The 22,048-nt window shown below is 39.1% G+C and carries 24 protein-coding genes and 1 riboswitch; of the genes, 15 read left to right on the top strand and 9 right to left on the bottom strand.

Features of this window, described 5'->3' with window-relative positions:
* Positions 1-161: 161 nt before the first annotated feature.
* From AC1D0Y_RS00765 to AC1D0Y_RS00750, 4 genes are all read left to right on the top strand, one after another.
* Positions 162-1,112 (top strand): ABC transporter ATP-binding protein, encoded by a 951-nt coding sequence (locus AC1D0Y_RS00765; protein ID WP_028410979.1) that lies wholly within the window; start codon positions 162-164, stop codon positions 1,110-1,112.
* Positions 1,112-2,635, top strand: coding sequence for an ABC transporter permease/substrate-binding protein (locus tag AC1D0Y_RS00760; protein ID WP_477707290.1), 1,524 nt, complete (start codon positions 1,112-1,114; stop codon positions 2,633-2,635). The genes AC1D0Y_RS00765 and AC1D0Y_RS00760 overlap by 1 nt, the downstream gene beginning before the upstream one ends.
* 278 nt (positions 2,636-2,913) lie before the next feature.
* Positions 2,914-3,660 carry a YwaF family protein gene (locus AC1D0Y_RS00755; protein ID WP_028410981.1) on the top strand — a complete coding sequence of 249 codons (747 nt, stop codon included), beginning with the start codon at positions 2,914-2,916 and terminating at the stop codon, positions 3,658-3,660.
* A gap of 140 nt (positions 3,661-3,800) precedes the next feature.
* Positions 3,801-4,319 carry an NAD(P)H-dependent oxidoreductase gene (locus AC1D0Y_RS00750; RefSeq protein ID WP_028410982.1) on the top strand — a complete coding sequence of 173 codons (519 nt, stop codon included), beginning with the start codon at positions 3,801-3,803 and terminating at the stop codon, positions 4,317-4,319.
* Positions 4,320-4,345: 26 nt separating this feature from the next.
* On the opposite strand, the gene AC1D0Y_RS00745 is transcribed toward AC1D0Y_RS00750, so the two are convergent.
* Together AC1D0Y_RS00745 and AC1D0Y_RS00740 are read right to left on the bottom strand one after the other, a co-directional pair.
* Complete coding sequence (locus AC1D0Y_RS00745) at positions 4,346-4,711, bottom strand: hypothetical protein (protein WP_014458652.1); 366 nt, start codon at positions 4,709-4,711, stop codon at positions 4,346-4,348.
* A gap of 214 nt (positions 4,712-4,925) precedes the next feature.
* On the bottom strand, positions 4,926-5,657 hold the full coding sequence (locus tag AC1D0Y_RS00740; RefSeq protein WP_371400142.1) for an LCP family protein: 732 nt from the start codon (positions 5,655-5,657) through the stop codon (positions 4,926-4,928).
* A gap of 537 nt (positions 5,658-6,194) precedes the next feature.
* Between AC1D0Y_RS00740 and AC1D0Y_RS00735 the strand changes: the two genes are divergently transcribed.
* The 3 genes from AC1D0Y_RS00735 to AC1D0Y_RS00725 all read left to right on the top strand — a co-directional run bounded on the left by AC1D0Y_RS00735 (position 6,195) and on the right by AC1D0Y_RS00725 (position 8,846).
* Positions 6,195-6,869 (top strand): hypothetical protein, encoded by a 675-nt coding sequence (locus AC1D0Y_RS00735; protein ID WP_028410983.1) that lies wholly within the window; start codon positions 6,195-6,197, stop codon positions 6,867-6,869.
* 75 nt (positions 6,870-6,944) lie between these two features.
* Entirely contained in the window at positions 6,945-8,045 is a 1,101-nt protein-coding gene (locus tag AC1D0Y_RS00730) for a M24 family metallopeptidase (RefSeq protein ID WP_253351748.1), read from the top strand.
* A gap of 222 nt (positions 8,046-8,267) precedes the next feature.
* Positions 8,268-8,846 (top strand): suppressor of fused domain protein, encoded by a 579-nt coding sequence (locus AC1D0Y_RS00725; RefSeq protein WP_013084584.1) that lies wholly within the window; start codon positions 8,268-8,270, stop codon positions 8,844-8,846.
* A gap of 41 nt (positions 8,847-8,887) precedes the next feature.
* Here the strand turns inward: AC1D0Y_RS00725 and AC1D0Y_RS00720 are convergent, their stop codons facing one another.
* From AC1D0Y_RS00720 to AC1D0Y_RS00710, 3 genes are all read right to left on the bottom strand, one after another.
* Complete coding sequence (locus AC1D0Y_RS00720; protein WP_253351747.1) at positions 8,888-9,829, bottom strand: DMT family transporter; 942 nt, start codon at positions 9,827-9,829, stop codon at positions 8,888-8,890.
* Positions 9,826-10,506: a GntR family transcriptional regulator gene (locus tag AC1D0Y_RS00715; RefSeq protein ID WP_013058601.1), complete on the bottom strand. Its 681-nt coding sequence runs from the start codon at positions 10,504-10,506 to the stop codon at positions 9,826-9,828. Before AC1D0Y_RS00715 ends, AC1D0Y_RS00720 begins: the two co-directional genes overlap by 4 nt.
* A 75-nt stretch (positions 10,507-10,581) precedes the next feature.
* Positions 10,582-11,100: an acyl-CoA thioesterase gene (locus AC1D0Y_RS00710; RefSeq protein ID WP_025750103.1), complete on the bottom strand. Its 519-nt coding sequence runs from the start codon at positions 11,098-11,100 to the stop codon at positions 10,582-10,584.
* Between the two features lie 150 nt (positions 11,101-11,250).
* On the opposite strand from AC1D0Y_RS00710, the gene cuyA reads away from it, so the two are divergent.
* Positions 11,251-12,243, top strand: a complete 993-nt coding sequence (gene cuyA / locus AC1D0Y_RS00705) for a D-cysteate sulfo-lyase (RefSeq protein ID WP_028410988.1) — start codon at positions 11,251-11,253, stop codon at positions 12,241-12,243.
* Between the two features lie 35 nt (positions 12,244-12,278).
* Here the strand turns inward: cuyA and AC1D0Y_RS00700 are convergent, their stop codons facing one another.
* Both AC1D0Y_RS00700 and AC1D0Y_RS00695 read right to left on the bottom strand, forming a co-directional pair.
* Positions 12,279-13,628: a sensor histidine kinase gene (locus tag AC1D0Y_RS00700; RefSeq protein WP_060747169.1), complete on the bottom strand. Its 1,350-nt coding sequence runs from the start codon at positions 13,626-13,628 to the stop codon at positions 12,279-12,281.
* Positions 13,625-14,296, bottom strand: coding sequence for a response regulator transcription factor (locus tag AC1D0Y_RS00695; protein WP_028410990.1), 672 nt, complete (start codon positions 14,294-14,296; stop codon positions 13,625-13,627). The genes AC1D0Y_RS00700 and AC1D0Y_RS00695 overlap by 4 nt, the downstream gene beginning before the upstream one ends.
* A gap of 222 nt (positions 14,297-14,518) precedes the next feature.
* On the opposite strand from AC1D0Y_RS00695, the gene AC1D0Y_RS00690 reads away from it, so the two are divergent.
* Both AC1D0Y_RS00690 and AC1D0Y_RS00685 read left to right on the top strand, forming a co-directional pair.
* Entirely contained in the window at positions 14,519-15,793 is a 1,275-nt protein-coding gene (locus AC1D0Y_RS00690; RefSeq protein WP_013084577.1) for a S1C family serine protease, read from the top strand.
* The gene (locus AC1D0Y_RS00685) at positions 15,790-16,692 is read left to right on the top strand and encodes a peptidyl-prolyl cis-trans isomerase (RefSeq protein WP_477707289.1); all 903 of its coding nucleotides are present in this window, start codon (positions 15,790-15,792) and stop codon (positions 16,690-16,692) included. The genes AC1D0Y_RS00690 and AC1D0Y_RS00685 overlap by 4 nt, the downstream gene beginning before the upstream one ends.
* Before the next feature lie 275 nt (positions 16,693-16,967).
* Here AC1D0Y_RS00685 and AC1D0Y_RS00680 read toward each other — a convergent pair whose 3' ends face one another.
* Entirely contained in the window at positions 16,968-17,423 is a 456-nt protein-coding gene (locus tag AC1D0Y_RS00680; protein WP_043978416.1) for an Lrp/AsnC family transcriptional regulator, read from the bottom strand.
* Between the two features lie 120 nt (positions 17,424-17,543).
* Here AC1D0Y_RS00680 and AC1D0Y_RS00675 point away from each other — a divergent pair, with 120 nt between their 5' ends.
* The 4 genes from AC1D0Y_RS00675 (at position 17,544) to AC1D0Y_RS00660 (ending at position 20,776) form a co-directional block, all read left to right on the top strand.
* On the top strand, positions 17,544-18,002 hold the full coding sequence (locus tag AC1D0Y_RS00675; protein WP_328240111.1) for a carboxymuconolactone decarboxylase family protein: 459 nt from the start codon (positions 17,544-17,546) through the stop codon (positions 18,000-18,002).
* A 115-nt stretch (positions 18,003-18,117) separates the two neighbouring features.
* Positions 18,118-18,262, top strand: a riboswitch (cyclic di-AMP (ydaO/yuaA leader).
* Between the two features lie 124 nt (positions 18,263-18,386).
* Positions 18,387-19,046, top strand: coding sequence for a potassium channel family protein (locus AC1D0Y_RS00670; protein WP_013058591.1), 660 nt, complete (start codon positions 18,387-18,389; stop codon positions 19,044-19,046).
* Between the two features lie 3 nt (positions 19,047-19,049).
* The gene (locus AC1D0Y_RS00665; protein WP_028410995.1) at positions 19,050-20,369 is read left to right on the top strand and encodes a TrkH family potassium uptake protein; all 1,320 of its coding nucleotides are present in this window, start codon (positions 19,050-19,052) and stop codon (positions 20,367-20,369) included.
* Between the two features lie 326 nt (positions 20,370-20,695).
* On the top strand, positions 20,696-20,776 hold the full coding sequence (locus tag AC1D0Y_RS00660; protein WP_016765202.1) for a YjcZ family sporulation protein: 81 nt from the start codon (positions 20,696-20,698) through the stop codon (positions 20,774-20,776).
* Between the two features lie 189 nt (positions 20,777-20,965).
* Here AC1D0Y_RS00660 and AC1D0Y_RS00655 read toward each other — a convergent pair whose 3' ends face one another.
* Complete coding sequence (locus tag AC1D0Y_RS00655; RefSeq protein ID WP_016765201.1) at positions 20,966-21,052, bottom strand: YjcZ family sporulation protein; 87 nt, start codon at positions 21,050-21,052, stop codon at positions 20,966-20,968.
* A 174-nt stretch (positions 21,053-21,226) separates the two neighbouring features.
* On the opposite strand from AC1D0Y_RS00655, the gene AC1D0Y_RS00650 reads away from it, so the two are divergent.
* The gene (locus AC1D0Y_RS00650) at positions 21,227-21,724 is read left to right on the top strand and encodes a tetratricopeptide repeat protein (protein ID WP_251626445.1); all 498 of its coding nucleotides are present in this window, start codon (positions 21,227-21,229) and stop codon (positions 21,722-21,724) included.
* Positions 21,725-22,048: the final 324 nt, after the last annotated feature.

The raw sequence follows: 22,048 nt of genomic DNA, 5'->3' as shown, positions 1-22,048 counted from the left end.
TTTGATAGCCTTATTAGGAAGCTGTGAGAAACTATGTGTATCTTTTCCCCTATGTCTTATGCATCATATTTAGAAATATTCTTAAAAGAATGTTTATTGCCTCTAAGTATTGGGTACACGAAATTAGGGGTTAAATTTCAACAGGGAGTGTGAACGATAATTTGATTACGTTTAAGAATGTGTCAAAGCAATATCCAGACGGTACGACCGCCGTGAAAAATATTAATCTAGAAATTAAAGAAGGAGAGTTTTTCGTTTTAATTGGTCCGAGTGGGTGTGGGAAAACAACCACCTTAAAAATGATTAACCGTCTTCATGATATTACCGAAGGAGAACTATACATAAAAGATAAGCTCGTATCGGACCACAACATACATGAGCTGCGCTGGAACATTGGCTATGTCCTGCAGCAGATTGCTCTTTTTCCTCATATGACCATTGCTGAAAATATAGCCATTGTACCCGAGATGAAGCATTGGAAGAAAAACAAAATCAAAACGCGTATTGATGAACTGCTTACCTTGGTAGGACTAGACCCAAAGCAGTATCGAAACCGAAAGCCGTCTGAGCTCTCAGGTGGCCAGCAGCAACGTGTAGGTGTAGCACGTGCCCTCGCAGCTGATCCCCCCGTTATTTTAATGGACGAACCCTTTAGTGCCCTCGATCCGTTAAGCCGCGAACAGCTTCAGCAAGATGTTATTAGCTTAAAAGAAAAAATCAAAAAAACATTTGTGTTTGTTACGCACGATATGAGCGAAGCGATGACGCTTGGAGATCGTATCTGCCTAATGAAAGATGGGGAAATTGTTCAAGTTGGAACCCCGGAGGAATTCATTCAAAAGCCTAAAAATGAATTTGTAAAAACATTTATTGGGAATCAAGGAAATACTTTATTTGAGACATTGGATATGTTTGTCAAAGAAAGTGAACAGCCAGACGTAGAACCTACTGAAGAGTTAGCTTCAACGGCTACTGTTCAGCAGGCAATGGACGCCCTTTACGACCATGAAGCAATAGCCGTGAAAAAAGGGAGCAAACGTATTGGCGTTGTAACGCGCAAAACTCTATTAGCGTTTCTTTCTGATAAAACGAAAGAAGGAGGAACGCTGTAATGAATGCACTAAGCACATTATTAGATCAACGAGGAGATGCACTGTTTCAAGCTCTTCTTGAACACATTCAAATTTCAGTACTGGCTCTTGTTATCGCCGTATTAATTTCAGTGCCGCTCGGACTGTACTTAACGAGGCATGACCGCATTGCTGAACCGATCATTGGCGTAACAGCCGTACTGCAAACCATTCCTTCACTCGCTTTATTAGGATTACTGATTCCTCTTGTCGGAATTGGAACCTTTCCCGCGGTTATTGCACTGTTTTTATATTCGCTTCTTCCTATTGTACGAAATACATATACCGGAATTAAAGAAGTGGACCCATCTTTAATTGAAGCATCCAAAGCCATGGGGATGAACTCGTGGAGACGATTAATCAAAGTAGAACTTCCTCTAGCGCTTCCTGTCATTATGGCCGGAATTCGCACAGCGATGGTACTCATTATTGGTACAGCGACAATCGTGGCTCTTATTGGAGCGGGCGGACTCGGAAGCTTAATTTTGCTTGGTATTGACCGAAGCGATAATAGTTTGATTTTATTAGGAGCCATTCCAGCAGCATTATTAGCGCTTATTTTTGATGGAATTCTGCGAACGATTGAACACTCAGCTAAAAAAGGGTCCAAAAAACGCTCGTTTATTATGATCATCGTATTAATACTCATTCTTGTTTCTCCGTTTGCAGCGATGAGCGCAACAAAACCAGACCTTGTTATCGGAGGGAAAATTGGTGCAGAACAAGATATTTTAATTAATATGTACAAAGAATTAATTGAAGATCAAACCGATATGAAAGTAAATCTTCGTTCGTCGCTTGGGAAAACGGTATTTGTATTTGAGGCTCTGCGTAACAAGGAAATTGATTTGTACCCTGAATATACGGGTACAGCCATTGTGACGCATCTAAAGGAACAGCCGGACAGCAAAGATGAAACAGGGGTGTACAACCAGGCAAAAGAAGGATTTCAAAAGAAATTCGGCCTTGTCTATTTAGATCCAATGAAGTTTAATAATACGTACACATTGACCGTGACAAAAGAATTTGCCAAAGAAAACAATCTAACGACTGTTTCAGATTTGGCAAATGCAACAGATAAAGTAAAAGCAGGGTTTACGCTTGAGTTTAAAGATCGTGAAGACGGCTATGTAGGCATTCAAAAAGAATATGGTCTTACCTTCCCGAATATTAAAACGATGGAGCCGAAGCTTCGCTATCGCGCTGTAGAAAAAGGCGATATTAATATGCTGGATGCTTACGCAACAGATCCTGAAATCAAACAGTTTGGTTTGAAAGTCTTAAAAGACGATCAGCAGTTCTTCCCTCCGTATCAAGGAGCGCCTGTGCTTCGTGAAGATACGCTAAAAGAGCATCCTGAACTGAAAAAAATCTTAAATCAACTGGGCGGTAAAATCAGTGATGACGAAATGCGTGAAATGAACTATCAAGTAAATGCAAAAGGAAAAACGGCTGAAGAAGTTGCTCATCAATTCTTAGTGAAAAAAGGATTAATTAAAGAGTAAAAACGAAGAAACAGAGCTAGAACAACAGTATGTTAGTTGAAAGAAGATCCGAATGATGAATCGTTCGGATCTTTTTAGTTTAGTTGTTTCTAGCAGTTGATTTCCCTGCAAGAAGGGATCTATACTCGATTATTTACTCCATTCGTCCGTCTTTAGATTGGCGTGATTTTGTTATGTCTCAATCTCTTTTTAATGCGAGAGAAGCATTAATGAAAACGAGGTCTTATGAACAAGCTAAAGGTACCGAATTTGTTTTCTGATGGAAGGGAGGCGCTTTTATGAATTCATTTTTTACGTGTCATCCTGTACAACATTCCTTTCAGCTTTTTTCAGTTGAACATCTTGTAACTTTAGCTATTATCGTGATCATAGGAGCATTTATTTTTTTGTGTCGAAAGCAGCTGCGAAAAAAGAGGTTTGTGTTTATTTTGCTTTCACTTATTCTAATTGCTTCAGAAACAGCCTACCAGGCTTGGGAAATCGGATGTCATCAGTGGTCTACTGAAACTTCCTTGCCTCTTCAGCTCAGTGATATAGTCGTGCTGCTGGCTGCTGTTATGCTGATAACCAAAAGCAGGTTTCTTTTTTATTTTGTGTACTTCGCCGGAATCAGCAGCTCTGTTCAAGCGATGATTACCCCAGACCTTGGCGGCTATGCGTATGCCCAGTTTCGCTATGTGCAGTTTTATGTATCGCATGGCGGTGTGGTACTTGCTTGCTGTATGCTAATTGCTGTCTGCAAATATGAGCCAACGTTTCGTTCTTTATGGGTAAGCGTAGTAGTTGTTAATCTGTACGGAGGTTTTATCTATGTCATGAATCGTTTACTCGGGGCGAATTATTTATACATGATGAAAAAGCCAGAGCACGCTTCCTTGCTGGATGTTCTTGGACCTCATCCTTGGTATTTAGTATGGATTGAGGGAATTATGATTCTTAGCTTTCTTGTCCTTTATCTGCCGTTTTGGGTACATAAAAAAATTAAAGGTGATAAAAGCAAAGTCAATTTTGTTGAAGCAAAATGATAATACTGGTAGTTTATAAGTGTAAACTAACTCGGATTTCCTGAAGGAAAAGGAAAGAATGACTGAGCAAGCCGTGAGAGGCAAGCGTAAAAAATAGAAAAGAAAAAAGCAAGCACAGACATTAGAAGGAGAGTATCAAAATGAAAACACTGGTTATTTTAGCGCACCCAAACTTAGCATCTTCTCGCATTAATAAAGCGTGGGCAGAGCGAGTGAAAAAAGAAGAGAATGTGTACGTTCATGATTTATACGCAAACTACCCCGATTTCAAAATTGATGTAGAAAAAGAGCAGGAGTTAGCTGTTCAATTCGATCGTATTGTTTTTCAATTTCCATTTTACTGGTACAGCTCACCGGCACTCTTAAAAGAGTGGCAAGATGTTGTCTTAACATACGGGTGGGCTTATGGAAGCAAAGGTACTAAACTTCAGGGAAAAGAGTTTGTCGTAGCTACTTCGACAGGAGGCCCTGCGGAAGCTTATCAAGAAGGGGGATACAACCGCTACCCAATGAATCATCTGCTTCTTCCGTTTCAAGCTACGGCAAATTTAACAGGTATGAAGTTCCAAACGCCATTTCTATTTCAAGGAGCAGGCGGTGAGCTGAGCGACAAAGTCATTCAAGATAGTGCTGAAAGCTACGCTCAATTACTAAGGTAATAAAAAAAGCCGCGTTAACGCGGCTTTTAATTTACATTTGTTCGTGAAAAAGAAGTAAGCAGCTTTTGAGGAGCGATATCTAATCCTTCAATGAGTAATCCTGTCATAGCCGTTAGACTCCCGACTTCAAATGATTCCCCCGCTCTCCAAAATGCGGATTCACCTTGTTTGATATAAATTTTCAGTCCATTATCGCCAGCTACCCAGCCTTCCCCGTGAACGACTAATAGAAGCTGTGGAATCGTAGCTTCTTGACGAGGGGTATAATCATTTTCTTGAAAAGATAAAAAGCTAATTTTGACATCTCCAGTATGAGAAAGCAATGGGTTTACTTTATAGGTAGAATGAAGAAAGGAACGCTCTTCTTCAGATTGAAAACCATATAATTTCATACGTTCATCTCCTTGAATCAAAAATATAAAAAAGAAGTCCTTCTCCTTTCATATACGCATGTAACAGCAAAAATAGAACTTCAAAGAAATAGCTGTTTCCTGGAAAATGACTTCATTTTTTGTCGAAGCTGAAAATTTTTTGAAGGATAGGGAGGAAAAACAGAAGTTTTTTTGAATAGTATAAAAAAAGGTGTCCGCTAATGGACACCTTTTCCTAATTTAAAAATGACTGTAACGCTTGTTTGTTTTCTTCAAGGTCGATGCTTAAAACAGCACCAATACCGGATACTCGTTCATTTGAATAGGAACCTTCGACCGGTAAACGAAGAGATTTTAAATCTGGCTGATTCCCAACTAAGAAATCTTTTCCTATCACGATAAATGTTTTTGGCGGAATATTTGTATCCACATATGGATCAATGACGCCCCATAGCTTAGGAGCTTTCGCCAGCGTCTTTACTTGAAGAGCTTCATCCATTAATTTACCTATTACTTCTTGTTGACGCTTCACGCGCCCGAAATCACTTTGGCTATCATGTCGGAATCGCACGTATCCTAGTAATTTATCTCCGTGAAGAGTTTGTTTTCCAGGTTTTAGCGTCATGCCAATTCCTGATGACATTTCGTGCGGCACGGTAACCGTAATTCCCTCAGGGGCAATCGTATCGGCAACTTTAGAAAAACCTTTAAAATCAACAACGGCATAATAGTTTACATCTACGCCGAAATTTTCTTTAATTGTCTTACGCATTAATTCAGGCCCGCCAAATGCATAGGCTGAATTTAATTTGTTTTTGCCATGTCCAGGAATATCCACATATGAATCACGCATCAAAGAAATAATTTTAGGCTGATTGCTGTCTTTGTCATAATGAGCAATCATGATTGTATCGGCACGCGAATGTTCTTCACCTCGAGAGTCAATTCCAAGAAGCAGTACATTCATGCTATCTAAATTGGCACTTGCACCATTAAAATCAAATTGTCCATCTTTCCCAAAAGCTCCGTCTGCTTCTGCTAACCCTTGTTGGTATTGATAATACACATACGCACCAGCGGCGATTACAAGAATGAGAAAGAAAAGAAGTAGCTTTCTAAAGCGTTTCTTTTTTCTTTGCTTTTTTCTTTTATGTTGTTTACGTTCTGTACGTTCTTCCAAATGTCTCACCATCGCATTCAAAAATATTAATACTTTTTTGTTTGAAACCAATTATGCAAAAAATTATAAAACGACATAATAAAATTACCACTAAGGAATTAGATTAGCAAGTACGTTCACTAGTAAATCTGCGAAGACAGCTAAAATGAGAGAAGTGTACAAATAGAAGAAAGAGGAAATAAAGGTTATTTTTTTCGAGGATATTTGTTATAATCTATCATAGTTAGGGAAAAAGTTCTGCCTTTTAAGAATGGAATAAGAGGAAAGTCTCTGTTTGTGGAGAATCAAATATAGGTCTAAATGTAGAAAAAAGGAGTGAAGCGAATGAGTATATATGTGTCATCTTCGAACCTTGTGCTGATTCCAGAAGCGGCGTTAAGTCATTGGAAACCTTATGGCGCGGGGGAATTGACCGGAGCTATTATTTCAGGTAAAGATAGTGCTGAAATAATTAAAGAGCTTAATCAATCGTCTATTCTGCCTTTTACAAGTTTTTTCTATCGAAAGCATTTTGTTATTCTGTTTGATAAAGAACAAGTAAAAAATCATTTTGAACAGCTGCTTTTATTATATAAATCTCAGGGTTATATTTTTTATTCTTCTACTTTATACGATGATCACTGGTCCCAGGTCCTTGAAGGAACGAAGCAGCTGCTAACGGTAAATGGACAAGTGGTGCCGGTGCTCGAGCTTGAACAAAACGGTGAATTTGATGTTGTGCGTGATGAATGCGGTCTGCACATTGTGATAGATGAGGACGAAGACGAAGAGAAGCAGCTAGAAAAAAAAGTTCATGAGCTTCCGCTTGAAGAAGGTACCTATTTTATTGGCGATCCGGGATTTGTTGAAAACCGGGACATGCTGGTAAAAGAATATTTTTCTAAAGGTACGTACGAATTTATTTATAGATACGGAGAAAATGGCTGGCTGATGAAAGTAAGTATTCAGCGAAAAGCGATTAAAGAGCAGCTTACTACTCTTCACGCGGCTTTGTCTTAACCTCTATTCATTGTACAATATTGCTAAATAACTATGTTATAATAGTAATATTGCACAATGAAAGGGGTTTTTTTAATGGAAGCACGTTTAGAAAAAGTTGTATCGTGGCTGGAAGAAAAGAATGTAGAAACGGCCTTTATTTCGTCAACCGAAAACGTATTTTATTTAACTGGATTTCATACGGATCCGCATGAGCGTTTACTTGGCTTATTTCTGTTTAACGAAGCAGAGCCGATGCTTATTTGTCCATCAATGGAAGTGGGACAAGCAAAAGAAGCCGGCTGGAAGTTTGATGTGATTGGATATGAAGATCATCAAAATCCTTGGGAACTGATTAAAGAAGCTTTACATAAACGAAACGTAATAGATGTGAAAAAGGTTGCTGTAGAGAAAGAGCAGCTGCTGTATGCGAGAGCCGAAGAACTGCTTAGCCTATATCCAAACGCTGAGCTAGTCGGAGCAGAAGAGAAATTAAATCAGCTGCGTTTAATTAAAGATGAGCGTGAAGTTGAGATTCTGCAAAAGGCAGCTGATTTAGCTGATTTTGGTGTAGAAGTAGGCGTAGCGGCTTTAAAAGAAGGCGTTACGGAAATGGATGTTCTGGCTAAAATTGAATACGAGTTAAAGCGAAAAGGAATTCGTGAGATGTCGTTTTCAACGATGGTTTTATTTGGTGAAAAAACGGGAGAAGCGCACGGGAACCCAGGTCTTCGCACGTTAAAGCCAGGAGATATGGTTCTGTTCGATTTAGGTGTAGTGCTAGACGGATACTGTTCAGATATTACGCGTACAGTCGCTTACAAGTCTATTAATGATAAGCAAAAAGAAATTTATGAAACGGTACAGCGCGCTGAGCAGGCAGCTCTTGAAGCTTCCAAGCCCGGCACTCGCATTGGCGACTTGGACATGGTAGCACGCAATATTATTACAGAAGCAGGGTATGGAGAGTATTTCTTGCATCGTCTTGGTCATGGTCTTGGTATTAGCGTGCATGAGTTTCCTTCAATGAGCCGCAACAATGATGATGTGCTTCAAGAAGGCATGGTATATACAATTGAACCGGGTATCTATATTCCAGGACTTGGAGGCGTGCGTATCGAAGATGATGTAATCATTACAAAAGATGGATACGAAACGTTAACGAAGTACCCAAAAGAATTACAAATTATTTCATAATAATGTCATAAAAAATAGAGGCTGCCATGGTGCAGGCTCTATTTTTATGGGAAAAGAAAAAATTGGCCAAGGTTTCTTGTTTGCTTCTTGATACAATTTCATAGTATGTTACGAAACGATAACATTTCTATCACATTTTCTAAAAACTATATCGTAAGCGAGTGCAGTAGTATATGCTGTACAGTAGGGAGCTTTTTAAGGTCGCAAGCAAGGAGGTTTTTTATGAGTAATTTTACAAAAGATGAAGAATTAATTATACATAAAGCAATAGATGTATTTGGTCAAAAGGATCGAATTGAAGATTATTCAGATGAAAGAAAAAAGCATGGTATTCACGTTGTGGCGTGTGAAAATCATCCGCGTCAAGACGTAACCGCGTATGCAACGCTCGGTGGTCATCAATGTCCGACAGGCTATACAGTTGGGGGGATCCCGCTTCGAATTGAAATCGTTGGGGCTTGTCATGAGGAATTCGGTATTTATTCTGCTATTTTAGCAAACTGTATTTTCCATATGATGAAATCTCATGTGTCCATCTTCCCAGGAGCTATTTATAAAGACGTTATTGCAGTGCTTGATGACAGCTTTCATATGCAGCACATTTTGCTGATTCCGCCGTTTTTATGGGATAATTTTTCAACGATTGAACTATCTGATAAAAAAGTAACGTTCCTGCAGGCCGTTCCGATTTCAGAAAATGAACGTGCTTTTGCACTTGAGTATGGAGTAGATTCGTTGCTAAGCCGCTTTGATGCTGAGCAGGTGAATGTCTTCAATTTAGAAAGAAGATCTGTTGTATAAACAAAAAGAGCGCCGACTAAGACGCTCTTTTTTGTTATTAATTAATAGGTCAATTCTTTTTGCGGTATAGCTTTTTTATGACTTGTTTGGTAGCTGTGAAGTACCATGCCTGCTATGATAACTCCCATTCCAACCCAAGAAAGAATCGATGGCAAAGGACTTGATAGAAGGAAGACCTCTCCTAGCAGGGCAAATAAAACTTCCATCGATTGTGTAGCTTCAACTGCACCTAGCTTTTGAGAATCTTTTTTAACAAGGTCGGTTGCTGCAAAAAATAGAACTGTTGCACATACTCCTGAAAGTAAAGCAACTAAACTGCTTTGATAAATCTGAGTTGTTTTTGGTAGTCCACCGGTCACGCAGGCATAGAAAGAAAGAATAATCCAAAACGGCAGGCTTGAAAGCGTCATTCCAAGCACGCGCTGAAACGTATTAAGTGACGACACTTCCATCATTTTACGGTTGCCAAGCGGGTACGCAAAAGAGGCAATTAAAATGGGAATGGTACAAAGCAAGGCAGTAGCGGCTGACAGTTCAGTCGCATGCTCAAGCTGCATGAGTACAACTCCTATTAAAATAATAAACGAAAAACCTAGCTGCTTGAAGGGAATGCCTCCTCGCTTCTTTCCTTCCTTGTAAAACAAAGGAGCTAGGAGAGACCCTGATAAAATTGTGATTTGCCAAGTTCCTGCAATAAGCCAGCCGGGACCGTAGGCTGAAGCAAAACAAAGAGGAGCGTAAAATAACCCAAATCCAACAGTGCTCCAAAGCAGCCATTTTTGAGGCTGGGCTTTTATTTCTGCCACCACAGGTTTAATACCACCCCAAAAATAAACGAGCACAAGTAAAAGAGGTACCATAAAAAAATAGCGCAGCGACGCGCTCCACGCCCAGCTGCCTCCGGATAAATCCATCGCTCTATTTAAAACGAATGTAAAAGCAAAAAAGAATGAGGCAGCAATGCCTAATAAAAGAGGCTTCACTTGGATTCCTCCTCACTTGTCAGCGCTTCACCTAGCGTCAGCCAGTTCGTTTCGACAAGCTGCGTTGTCAGTGCGGCATCTTTTTGACGACAAGCGTTTATGATTTCTTTGTGCTGATCAACGGAAGCAAGACTAGAAAGAGAAGAAAAGCGAGCTATTTCTAAACGCTGAATTTTGGCGCTTGTTTGTTTTACAACACGCTCTAGCTCTATATTGTTCGCCCGTTTTAAAAAGACGGAATGAAATGCTTCATCCGCTTCAATCGCTTTAAGGACATTTCTTGTTTTGATTGCATGTTCTAGAGATTGATTGTGTTTGATTAGTTCGCCCATATCTTCTTCTTGTAACGAAGTACAAGCCAGCTTAGCAGCAAGTGCATGAAGAGCTGCGACGACAATAAAAGATTGTTTTGCCTCCTCAAGGTTTAATGGAGCCACTTTTGTAGAAGAGCCAGGTGTCGTTTGGACAAGGCCTTCATCTTCAAGTCTTTTTAATGCTTCTCGAACAGGAGTGCGGCTAACTCCAAATTGCTCAGCCAATTCTTTATCCTGAAGCTTTTGTTCGGGCTGAAATTCAAGCATGACAATATTATGTTTAAGTGTTTGATAGACTTCTTCTCTTAAAGAAAGTCGTTTGAGAGGTTGAATGTTATTTTTCATAAAACCAATATATCGCATATTACATTAAATAACAATGTGAAAACTAAAAAAACTTCGTCTAAAAAGCAGCTGTCTGCTTTTTAGATGAAGAGCTTAATTACTGCTGCGCAAAGATTTAGATAAAATGCTCGCAATCGCTTTGCTGTGCTCAACCTGCGTTTTTTTGGACTCTTTTCGTTCAAGAGCTACTTTTTGAAGACTTTTTTCTTCTTCAGTTTGAGCAATAACTTGAGGAACGGGGGCAGGTTTCCCGTTTTCTAATGCAACAAAGGTAAGAAAAGAAGTAGCTGCAATACGCTTAATACCCGTTAACAAATTTTCGGCAATCACTTTAACAAAAATAATCATGGAGCTTTTTCCTGTAACAACAACGAATGCTTCATATGAAATAAAATCTTCTTCGGTGACGGGTTCGATAAAATCAACGTGATCAATGGAAGCCGTAACACACGTCTTTCGTGAATGTTTAGCTGCTGAAAGAGAAGCCGTCATGTCCATGTCAGCGACAATTTTTCCTCCAAAAAGGGTGTGGTGATTGTTTAGGTCATTTGGAAAAATGTGCTGTGATTTGACTACTCGTGAGACGCTGCAAAGTACTGCTTTTTCACTCATTGAAAACACTCCTTCAAACTGTTTATATGGTTTAATGTATGTTGACTACTTGTTCTTATGTATACAAGTTATAGAGAGCCCTTTCGTAAAAAGCTCTTCAAAAGCTTCTATATGGTAAAATAGAACAAATATGAAAGAGAGGATGAGAGCATGAACTTAACTCAATTTTCTAGAAGAAAATATACAGATTCCCCTACACCTTTAGAAAAGCTATCGGTTTTATCTCAGCAGTTAAATGGACCTTCAATTTATATGAAGCGAGATGATATGCTTGGACTGACAGGGGGCGGAAATAAGACGCGCAAGCTTGAATATTTAGTAGCTGATGCAAAGGCGCAAGGAGCAGACGTGCTTGTAACGTGCGGTGCGATACAATCCAATCACTGTCGTTTGACGCTCGCTGCGGCTGTAAAAGAACAAATGAAATGCGTGCTCGTATTAGAAGAAGGGGAAAATAAAGCAAGTGATCAGCCGACAGGGAACTATTTTCTTTATCATTTATTAGGCGCTCATGACATGCGGTTTGTCGCTGAAGGTTCTGATTTGACAGCCGAAATGAAAACAGTAGAGCGAGAGCTAATTGAAAAAGGTCATAAACCGTATTTAATTCCAGTAGGAGGTTCGAATGTTATCGGTGCAACCGGATACGCTGCCTGTGCACAAGAGCTGCTTATGCAAAGCTATGAGCAGCAAATAAAGCTTAGCCACGTGGTTTGCACAAGCGGCAGCGGAGGCATGCACGCAGGATTAGTGGCAGGCTTTCAAGGTCTTCAAAGTGACGTATCCGTTATTGGAATGAATGTTAGTCGTGCTAAAGAAGAACAAGAAGTAAAAGTTGCTAAGCTGACGAGTGAACTTTATGATCATTTACATAGTAAAACGCCTTTTAAAGAAGAAGAGATTGTGTGTATGGATGAATACGTAGGTCCAGGGTATGCTGTTCCGACAGAAGAGATGGTGGAAGCAGTCAAACTTGTGGCCAGTACGGAAGGGATTTTATTGGATCCTGTGTATACGGGAAAAGCGATGGCTGGTCTGATTGATTTAATTCGAAAAGGTTACTTTAATAAGGATGAAAATGTGGTGTTCGTCCACTCAGGCGGTTCACCGGCTCTTTATGCCTATACCTCAATTTTTTCATAAAAAAGCAAGGGATTCGGCTCCCTTGCTTTTTTAGTTTATATAGGAATAGTAAGTGAAAACGTTACTCCAGTGTCTGTATTTTCAGCCGTAATCGCTCCATCGTGCATCGTAACAATACGCTTTACGATACTTAAGCCGATACCGAATTCACCGTTTGCTCCTTTTTTAAACGGTTCAAACAAGTGTTGAAGCACGCTTTGATCAATGGGCAGACCATCGTTGCTGATTGTACATTGAACGTTCGTTTGGTGTTTAGCAAGTGAAAGTGAAACCTTCGTCTCGGCATAGCGCAGCTGGTTGTCGAGTACATTTTCAAGAACTTTTGTCCACAGCTCTTTGTCTCCTTTAATCGTTGCGTTTGCGTCGTCAAATTCCCACTGTATTTCAGGGCGCCTCCACCGCAAGCGATCCACTACTTCATGAAGTAGTGCAGTAAAATCAAAGTCATCTTGTGCAAGCTGATGAGTGGACATATAGTCAAGCTTGGTTAAGTAAAGCAAATCGCGGATTTTTTTCTCGAGATTTTTGGATTCATCTTCAATAACTTTTACCGTTTGCGATAAATCACCTTTTGGATAAATGCCGTCTTGAATCGACTGAGCGTAGCTTTGAATCACCATAACCGGTGTTTTTAAATCATGTGAAATATTTTGAAGCAGCGTTTGCTGTGCTTCATCTTTAGATACGAGCCTTTTGCGCATTTGCTCGATGGACGCGCCTAGCTTGCCAATTTCATCTGAACGGTTCACTGTAACGGGCTCATGCCAATTTTGTTCGGCAATTTTTTTCACATCTTTTTCAAGCGATACAAGCGGCTTGCTTAAATATCTTGATAGCCAAATAGATGGAAGCCAGCTGAATAGAAATACAATTGAAATTACAAGAAGCAGCTGTTTAAACAGAGTAGAAGTGAGCGCGTTGCGATACGTATCCCACGAAAATGAAAGTAAAAAAGCAGGCTGTCCGTTTACACTTACTTTTCGTATTACATAAAAAAGCGTCCGGTTGCCAAGATCTTTTTCATAGCGAGCGACGATTTTTCGCTGATTGATTGCATCTTCCTGTGCTTTTCTCAAAAAGTCTTGAGGCAACACCCGTGATGAAAAATAAGAGATATCCGCATGTTCAGGCAATAAAATATGATCCACGGTTCGATTGCCAAGTGTTGGTTCACTGTCTTCATTGCTAAAGTAGTATTCACCTGAGCGGCTTGGCAGGCCGTATTCTTTTAAAATATGCTGTTCATTTTCAATAGTGGTATAAATTTCATTCGTGAAAAACTGCCTGAGCGTCGTTGGGAATAAAATAGCGAGCAAAATTGAAATAAGCAGTAAAATACCGGAGATGACGAGCCAAATTTGAAATGCAAGCGACTTGTTTTTCATGCTTTCATCATCCGGTATCCATATCCGTAAATCGTTTCAATTCGTGCTTGCGGCATTTTTTTACGCACGCGCCTTACTAAATCATCCACCACTCGGTCTGTGCCAAAATAATCTTCTCCCCAAATGAGATTCAGCAGCTGCTCCCGTGAAAAAGCCTGTCCAAGGTCTTTTGAGATAGTGACAAGAAAATCAAATTCTTTAGACGTTAAATCAATTGGCTTTCCATCTTCACTGACTGTACGGGTATGTAAATCGATCTCATAAGGAGTCAGCGTAATGGTATCGGTTTTCTTTTGATTGGAACCATATACGCGGTTTAGCAGTTTGTTTGCTCGAATAACTAGTTCACGAGGCAAAAAAGGCTTTGATAAATAGTCGTCGCTGCCCATTTCAAGCCCAAGAACCCGGTCAATATCGGCATCGCGGGCTGAGATAAAAATAACAGGCACTTGCGGCGTTTGCTGCTTGATTTCGCGAATGAGCTGATACCCGTCAATGTCAGGCAGCATAATATCTAAAATCCACAGATGCGGAGGAGTTGCAATCATTTCTTTGGCTTCCGTGCCGTTAAAAAATGAGCGAACGTCCCAGCCTTCTTTTTGAAGGTAAAGGGTTAAAACTTCGTTTAAATTTTGTTCATCCTCTACTAAATATAGTGTAAAGCTCAAATTTGACACCTTCCTCTGAATATATGAAAATTAAGGTAAATAAAGCATATTGCGCCATCCATGCGCGTGTCTTTAAAGGTCTATGTACCCGCTATTATACTACGTGTTTGCTGTTATAAAGAAATTTTTCACAATTTCACACATTGTTTTGATACTTATCCCAAACTTTTATTTTATAGTATAGATAACATAAAATTTGCTACGTTAAAAGGAGTGTTTTTCATGGATCCACGTGATTATGAAAGAGAGCAAGAACGAAAAGAAGAATACGAAAATCGCCAGCAGCGCTACGATCAGTATCAGCCTGCGTCATCATCACAGCCTCCAAGAAGACGCTTATTTCCAGTGATTGCATCTTCTATCGCCGGAGCAGTACTTGGAGGAGGAATTGTGTTATACGGTGCTCCCCAGCTGGGGTTAATGGATTCAGCTGATACGCAAACAGCGAATCAAACAACGCAGACTCAAACGGCAACAACAACGAGCACAACGCCTCGAACAGTAAGCACAACCGTCAATCAGTCAGATCTTGTTTCAGTTGTAAATAAAGTATCAGCTGCTGTTGTAGGCGTGAACAATATTCAGCAGCAAACAAATCCATTTTCTGGAGATACCCAAACGCAAGAAGCAGGAACGGGTTCCGGTGTTATTTTCAAAAAAGAAAATGGAAAAGCATACGTTGTGACCAATAACCACGTTATTGACGGCGCAAGCGAAGTAGAAGTGTCACTTTCAAATGGACAAAAAGAAAAAGCTAAAATTGTCGGAGCTGACGCGCTAACGGATTTAGCGGTGCTTGAGATGTCTGACAAAAATGTTGAACAAGTGGCGAAGTTCGGGAAATCATCGGATTTAGTAGCGGGTGAAACGGTGCTTGCAATCGGAAATCCTCTTGGTGAACAATTTTCTCGTACGGTCACACAAGGTATTGTGAGCGCAGCAAAACGCTCTGTCCCTATTTCAGAAAATTGGAACGTAGATGCAATTCAAACGGATGCGGCGATTAATCCAGGAAACAGCGGCGGTGCACTTATCAATTCTTCCGGTGAAGTAGTCGGCATCAACAGTATGAAAATTTCAGAAGACAATGTAGAAGGCATCGGCTTTGCTCTTCCAAGTGATGAAGTGCAGCCGACGATTGAACAGCTGATGAAAAACGGAAAAATAACGCGTCCATATATGGGGGTAGGTCTTCAAGATGTAGGTCAGCTTTCAGCTGCAACAAAACAAAACCAGCTAGGCCTAACAAGCGATACGTCTGAAGGAGTTGTCGTAACGACGGTTGAACCATTCTCTTCTGCTTCTGATGCAGGTTTACAATCAAAAGACGTGATTGTTGCCATCGATGGAAATGAAGTCAAAACATCCAGTGATTTACGTCAATATCTATACACAAAACGTAAAGTAGGAGACACAGTGAAATTAGACGTGTATCGAAATGGAAAAAAACAAACCATTTCTCTAAAGCTTTCAGAGCAGCAGGATAACAATGGATGAGTTCAACACCGTTAAAGCTGCTGCTAGCAGTATTAACAGCGTTCGGATTTTTAACCGGCTGCGGAGGGAAGCATTCAAATACGATGTTTCCTTCTGTAGAAATTAGTCAGCTATCTTCTACCAAAGAACTGGCAGCATATGGGGGAGGCAAGGTGACAGGAGCTGAATTCAACCGTTTTTTAGCCGTTGAAGGGTTCTTGAATCCAGACGCTCCGTTAAATGATACAAGCTACCGCAAAGAGTTATTGCGGCAGCTTGTTATGCAAAAAATCTTAATTTCGCATCTAAAGACAAGCGATGAAGTACAAACACAAGTCGAGGATATGTGGAAGCAAATTAAACGCTCATATGACGAGGATACAAGAAAACAAGGTTATGAAGTGTTAAATATTCGTTCCAGTGATGTAACCAACCAGCTAACGAATCAGTTTAAATTAGAAGAATATTTCCGTAAACAAATTACGTCTGATGAACTAACTGCTTACTATAAACGTATTGAAAACGATCTAACGCGCGTATCTTTTACGCAGCTGGCTTTTTCCACTTTACATGATGCCGATGCCGCTGCGGCTGAACTGCAAAAGGGAACATCGCTTCAGGACGTTCAAAAAAAATATGCTGAATTCCAGACAGTGAGCAAAATAGAGAATGCTGATAATCTAAAGCTTTCAAGTCTATCTCCTTCTTTTATAGATGTGTTAAAAAAACAGCACATCGGAGAGAGTAGTGAGCCCATTAAAATGGGTAAAGTCTATTACATTCTCATTTTAAAACAAAAAGATAAAAAAACGGAATTAGAAGTCAAAGAAGAAATGATGAAAGAACTTGTTTTGAATCATATCAACCGGTATATCCAGGATGAACTGCCAAGGTTTCACGTGACTTTCAACCTTAGGTAGTTCCCTTTTATATAGATTGATTGTTTTCAAAAAACAAGCAGGTAAAAGAGCTTTCTATTAATAGAGAGCTCTTTTACATTTTTAAGTAGACAGAAATGTCGGCACCTGTTAAAATGAAGTTGTAAAACTTTCATTATTCGGAAAATTTATACCCTCCAGCTTTGGAGGGTTATTTTTTATGCTGTTGGACGAATAAAAAGAGCTTGGGACAAAAGTAGTTTAGTGGAAAGAAGATCCGAACGATTCATCGTTCGGATTTTTTCGTTACGTTTCAATCACTTTTCATCTTTTAAATGACTCAATAATGCAGGAGCCATCTCTACGTGAGAAAGGGCGATGTGTGAAATCGTTTTGGCATAAGGTGTAATTTCGTTAATAAATTGTTCGAGTATGTGCAGGTGAGGAAGCTGAAGCTTTGTAATAAAGCAGGCTTGCCCGGCGATGCGTTCACAGAATAAAGCGTAGGGATACTGAGAAATAAATCGTTTAAAACGCTCGTGCTCTCCGTTTTTCATCGTTACTTCAATAAAACACGACACGGGCAAATGCAGCTTTTCATAATCAATATCAATCGTATACCCTTTTATAACGCCAAAGCTCTCTAGCTGCCTTACTCGCTCTGCCACCGAAGGAGGAGACAAATTAATTTGTTTTCCTAGCTCTCGTAAGGAAAGGCGGCTGTTTTGCTGCAGCGCCTGCAAAATCGATAAATCAATTTCATCAATTTTCAATTGAAAACCTTCTTTCTCATTAACGTTTCATTTGATTAGTAATAGTCGATAAGATGTTTTATATGTAATCTAAAATTCCCATTTTTCTTACTATAATAATTAAAAAGGAGTGAGTGAAAAATGGCAAGAGTTTTGTTAGCAAACGAAGAGGGAACAAATTTTGAAAAAGCATTGAATTTAATTCCGCATGTAAAAAGACTGTATGATGAGCTTTACAACACGCTTTGGAACAGCGATATAGTAGAAAAAGAGACTAAGGAAAAAATAAGGCTTTATCTAGCAGGTGTTAACGGCTGTGAGACGTGTATGAGCATGTCATATGTAGGCGATGAGACGCTTAATCAAAAAGTGTTAAGAGAAAAAGAGCTGGAAAAAAAAGATCGACTGCTGTTTCGATTTATTGATGTATACCGAGTGCGTCCAAGGGAGTTGACCGATGCTGATATGGATCAATTAAAGAAATTTTACAGTGATATACAGCTGTTAGAGCTTTTGGCTGTTATTAATTTATTTGATCAATTTCACAAAATGATTGTCAGTTTAGATTTATATGATTTTTGCAGCTTGCAGCGCAAGTGAGGTCTTTGCTAAAAATATCTTGACAGACAAAATTCACAGGAGTAAGATAGCTTTCGTGAAGTGAAACGTATCATGAATCGAATCGATTATTCTAAAAAATAGATCATAGATATTTGAATAAAAATCGCTTAATCCATTACGGAGCGGAGGACCCATTATTTACGCACATATTGTGCTCTGGGGTGAATCCTTAAAAAGGTAGGGTTACTCTTAAAACCCGAACCCGACAGCTAACTTCGCAAGCGTTTTGAGGGGGAAGAGTGTGAAAAAACACAGGAGCCTTCCTGTGTTTTTTTGCGCTTTTTTTAAGAAAAATATGTAATTTTTTAGAAAAAGTATAAGCTAAGAGAACACACAGCAGTTGAAGAAAGGAATAAATACATTATGAAAAAACAGTTTGCTGTATTGGGATTAGGTCGTTTTGGAGGCAGTTTGGTTGAAGAGTTTGCTAATCTGGATGTGGATGTGCTCGCTATTGACCGCAATCAGGAGGTAGTAAATAAATTTAGCAATTCAGCTACATATGTTGTGCAAGCAAACGCGATTGATGAAGCTAGCTTAAAGGGGCTAGGTATCCGCAATGTTGATCATGCTCTTATTTCGTTTGGGGATGATATCGAAGCAAGCGTTCTCGCAACGATGCTTTTAAAAGATATGGGCGTTAAGCAAGTATGGGTAAAAGCAGTGAATATGTATCATCAAAAAGTGCTGGAGAAAATAGGAGCAGACAAAGTCATTCATCCTGAGCGTGATATTGCTAAACGTATTGCTCATCACGTAGTGTCAGAAAAAATCATTGATTACATTGAATTATCAAAGGATTATAGTATTGTCGAAATTGTCGCCTCTAAGAAACTTCATAATAAAACGCTGTTTGATTTAAACATTCGTGCCAAGTACGGCTGCAACATTATCGGCTTTCAGCGAAAAGACGGGGAAATGGTGATTTCGCCTACCGCGCATGAAATAATTGAACAAGGAGATATGCTGATTGTTATCGGACATAACCGCGATTTGAACCGTTTTGAAGAAGAAGGAGTTTAACTCATGAAAAAACAAATCATTAAACTCACCCCTCCGCAGCTGCTTGTCTCCATTTTTGGCGGAGGAATTATTATGGGTGCTCTTCTATTGATGATGCCTTTTTCTACTACTGAGCCAATCCGATGGGTAGACGCCCTTTTTACATCTACTTCCGCTATGACAGTGACCGGCTTAGCCGTCGTAGATACAGGTACACGTTTTACCGTCATCGGTCAAACGATCATTATGCTGTTAATTCAAATAGGCGGTCTTGGCATTATGTCATTTGCCGTGTTGATTTTTATGATGCTAGGTAAAAAAATTGGATTTAAAGAGCGTATGCTCGTTCAGCAGGCATTAAATCAAACAAGCGTCGGCGGAGTTGTCCTGCTAGTTAAAAGGCTGTTTATCTTTTCATTTTTAATTGAGTTTATTGCACTTATCTTTTTAGCGATACGCTGGGTTCCGGAATTCGGATGGTCTAAGGGGCTGTTCTTTAGCTTGTTTCATTCAATTTCAGCTTTTAATAACGCAGGGTTTGGACTACTGTCTGATAACTTAGTACAGTATGTTGGAGATCCTATTATTAACATAACGATTTCTTTTTTGTTCATCATTGGCGGGTTAGGGTTTACCGTTCTTGCTGATATGTGGGTGAAAAAATCGTATAAAAAACTAACGTTGCATTCAAAAATTATGATTATCAGCACGTTTGCGATTAATGTGATTGCCATGCTTTTTATTTTTTTCTTAGAGTACAGCAATTCGCATACGCTCGGAAATTTATCATTAGGAGACAAAGTATGGGCTTCTTATTTTCAAGCGGTAACGACAAGAACCGCTGGATTTAATACAATTGATTTAGCTCACCTGCATGATGCAACGGTCTTTTTAATGGTCTTATTAATGTTTATTGGTGCAGGAAGTGCGTCAACAGGAGGCGGTATTAAACTAACAACGTTTGTGGTGATTGTTTTTTCTGTATGGGCATTTTTACGAAGCCGGGAAGATATTGTGCTGTTAAAGAGACGACTTCTTCCTCTTCACGTGTTTAAGGCACTAGCCATCACGATGATTTCAATTATGTTTGTATTTGGGGCCATTTTCCTGTTAAATATTTCGGAAAACCTTCCGTTTGTAAAAATTATGTTTGAAGTTGTTTCAGCGTTTGGAACAGTAGGTTTATCAATGGGAGCAACTCCTGAACTTTCGTACTTTGGACGCGTAATTATTATCTTTATCATGTTTTTAGGAAAAGTGGGGCCATTAACGCTTGCGTTTTCATTATCTAAGCAAAAGCGCGAAGCTGTTCGTTATCCAAATGAAGATATAATGCTAGGGTAGAAAAATCGCCTTCGATAAGGCGATTTTTTTATATTATTTATACGTTCAAGACATATAAGAGGTTACGCACAAAACAGTTGCGATGAATAAAAAGAAGGCAAAGACAAGAACAATGGGCAATTTGGAATGTCGGCGCATTAAAGGTCCCCCTTTTTTATAGTAGAAAATCTCTTACTATATATAACGAAAGAAATAAAAATATGATTCACTTTTTTTGGCGAAATTTGAAGGTTTTTCTCATTGGAAAAATCCGCACCCCTGTCCTAAACATTTTGCCAAGCTGTTGCATACACTAAAAGCAGATAATAGGAAGTGAGGGATGGTACGTGGGAAAACAAAATTTTGCGTTAATCGTTGTGTTATTTGTTTTACTTGTTATTGTAGGTGCGTCTGGCTTTCGCTTTTAAACGTTAACTTTATTTACGCATAGCTCCCGTCAAAAAGGGCATACTAGGCGGAAGTAAAAACCAAAAATTTCTTCAATATTGCCGAACAATGAGTTCCTCTACTCATTCATCTAATCGGTATGTAGCCATGCGAAAGCATGGTTTTTTTTGAAATAGGAGAGGATGAATGATGTTCATCCCCTCTAGAAATTAGTAGTAGCAAGAACACCCTACGATTACTAATAGAATAAATAAAACAACGATAAATGAAAAACCAAAACCGCCTTTTGCGCCCATATGTGTAACCTCCTTTAGTAAAAGTCTCTATATCCTATGTACTAATTGGGTTAAGTGATTGAGAAATTTGCCTATTTTTTAACGGTAACGATCTTTTGAGAAGAATGAAGAACACTTACTTTTTTCATTTGTGCAGAAATCCTTTATGATAAAGAGGAAAAGGAGGGCAAAGTGGTGGGAATACATGTAGAATACGTCATGAATCAGCTAGAAGAGGGAAAGTGGAGAGAGGTCAAACGCGAAATTCAACAAGAAATGAAGAAAAAACCTCAAGCATCTGATTTGTACTGTTACTTAGCGGTTTGTTTAGCAAAGCAAATCGAAGAATCAATTATCTTTGAAAAAATGGTATTAAATTTAGAAATGGACCGAGCTCTTCATCAGGCACTAACATTAAATCCATCTTCAAGCTTGGCGCACTTCGTTCGAGGAATAAAATACCGGGAAACTCCGCTTATGTTTGGAGGGAATTACGAAAAATCGCTGTCTTATTTGCAGCGGGCGCAAGATCTTGGTTTTGAAGGGATTATGCTGCCGCTCGAACTCGCCAAAACCTATATTCAATTAAAAGAAATGGAAAAAGCGAAAGAACAAATCGCCTATGCCCGAGAAATCAATCCTACTCACGGAGATATTAAAAAAGTCGAAAACATGCTGCAAACAGGACGGTGAATCAAAAGTCCTGTTTTATTTTTGGTTTTGAGGAAACATATGCTGATTTTCATAAAGAATTGCTTTTTATATAACAATAAGAATATTTATAAAAATTTTAAGAAATGCATGTAAGTCCAACGACTTCTTAACTGCTAGATTTTCTACATTATTAGAGCGTTCAGTCTACATAATTCCAAAAATAGTAAGAAACTATCAGCCTATGGATAAATTGTTGGAAAATATAGATAATTGTAAATGAATAGAGAAAAAGGTAAACATGCAATTAACTAAAAAAGCAAAGGTCTGATTTACTTTGCTTTTTATTTATACACATATGTAAAA

This window comes from Priestia sp. P1_B12_1, assembly GCF_056406695.1.
The sequence above is the reverse complement of the archived record's forward strand: the minus strand, read 5'-3'. Positions and strand labels throughout refer to the sequence as shown.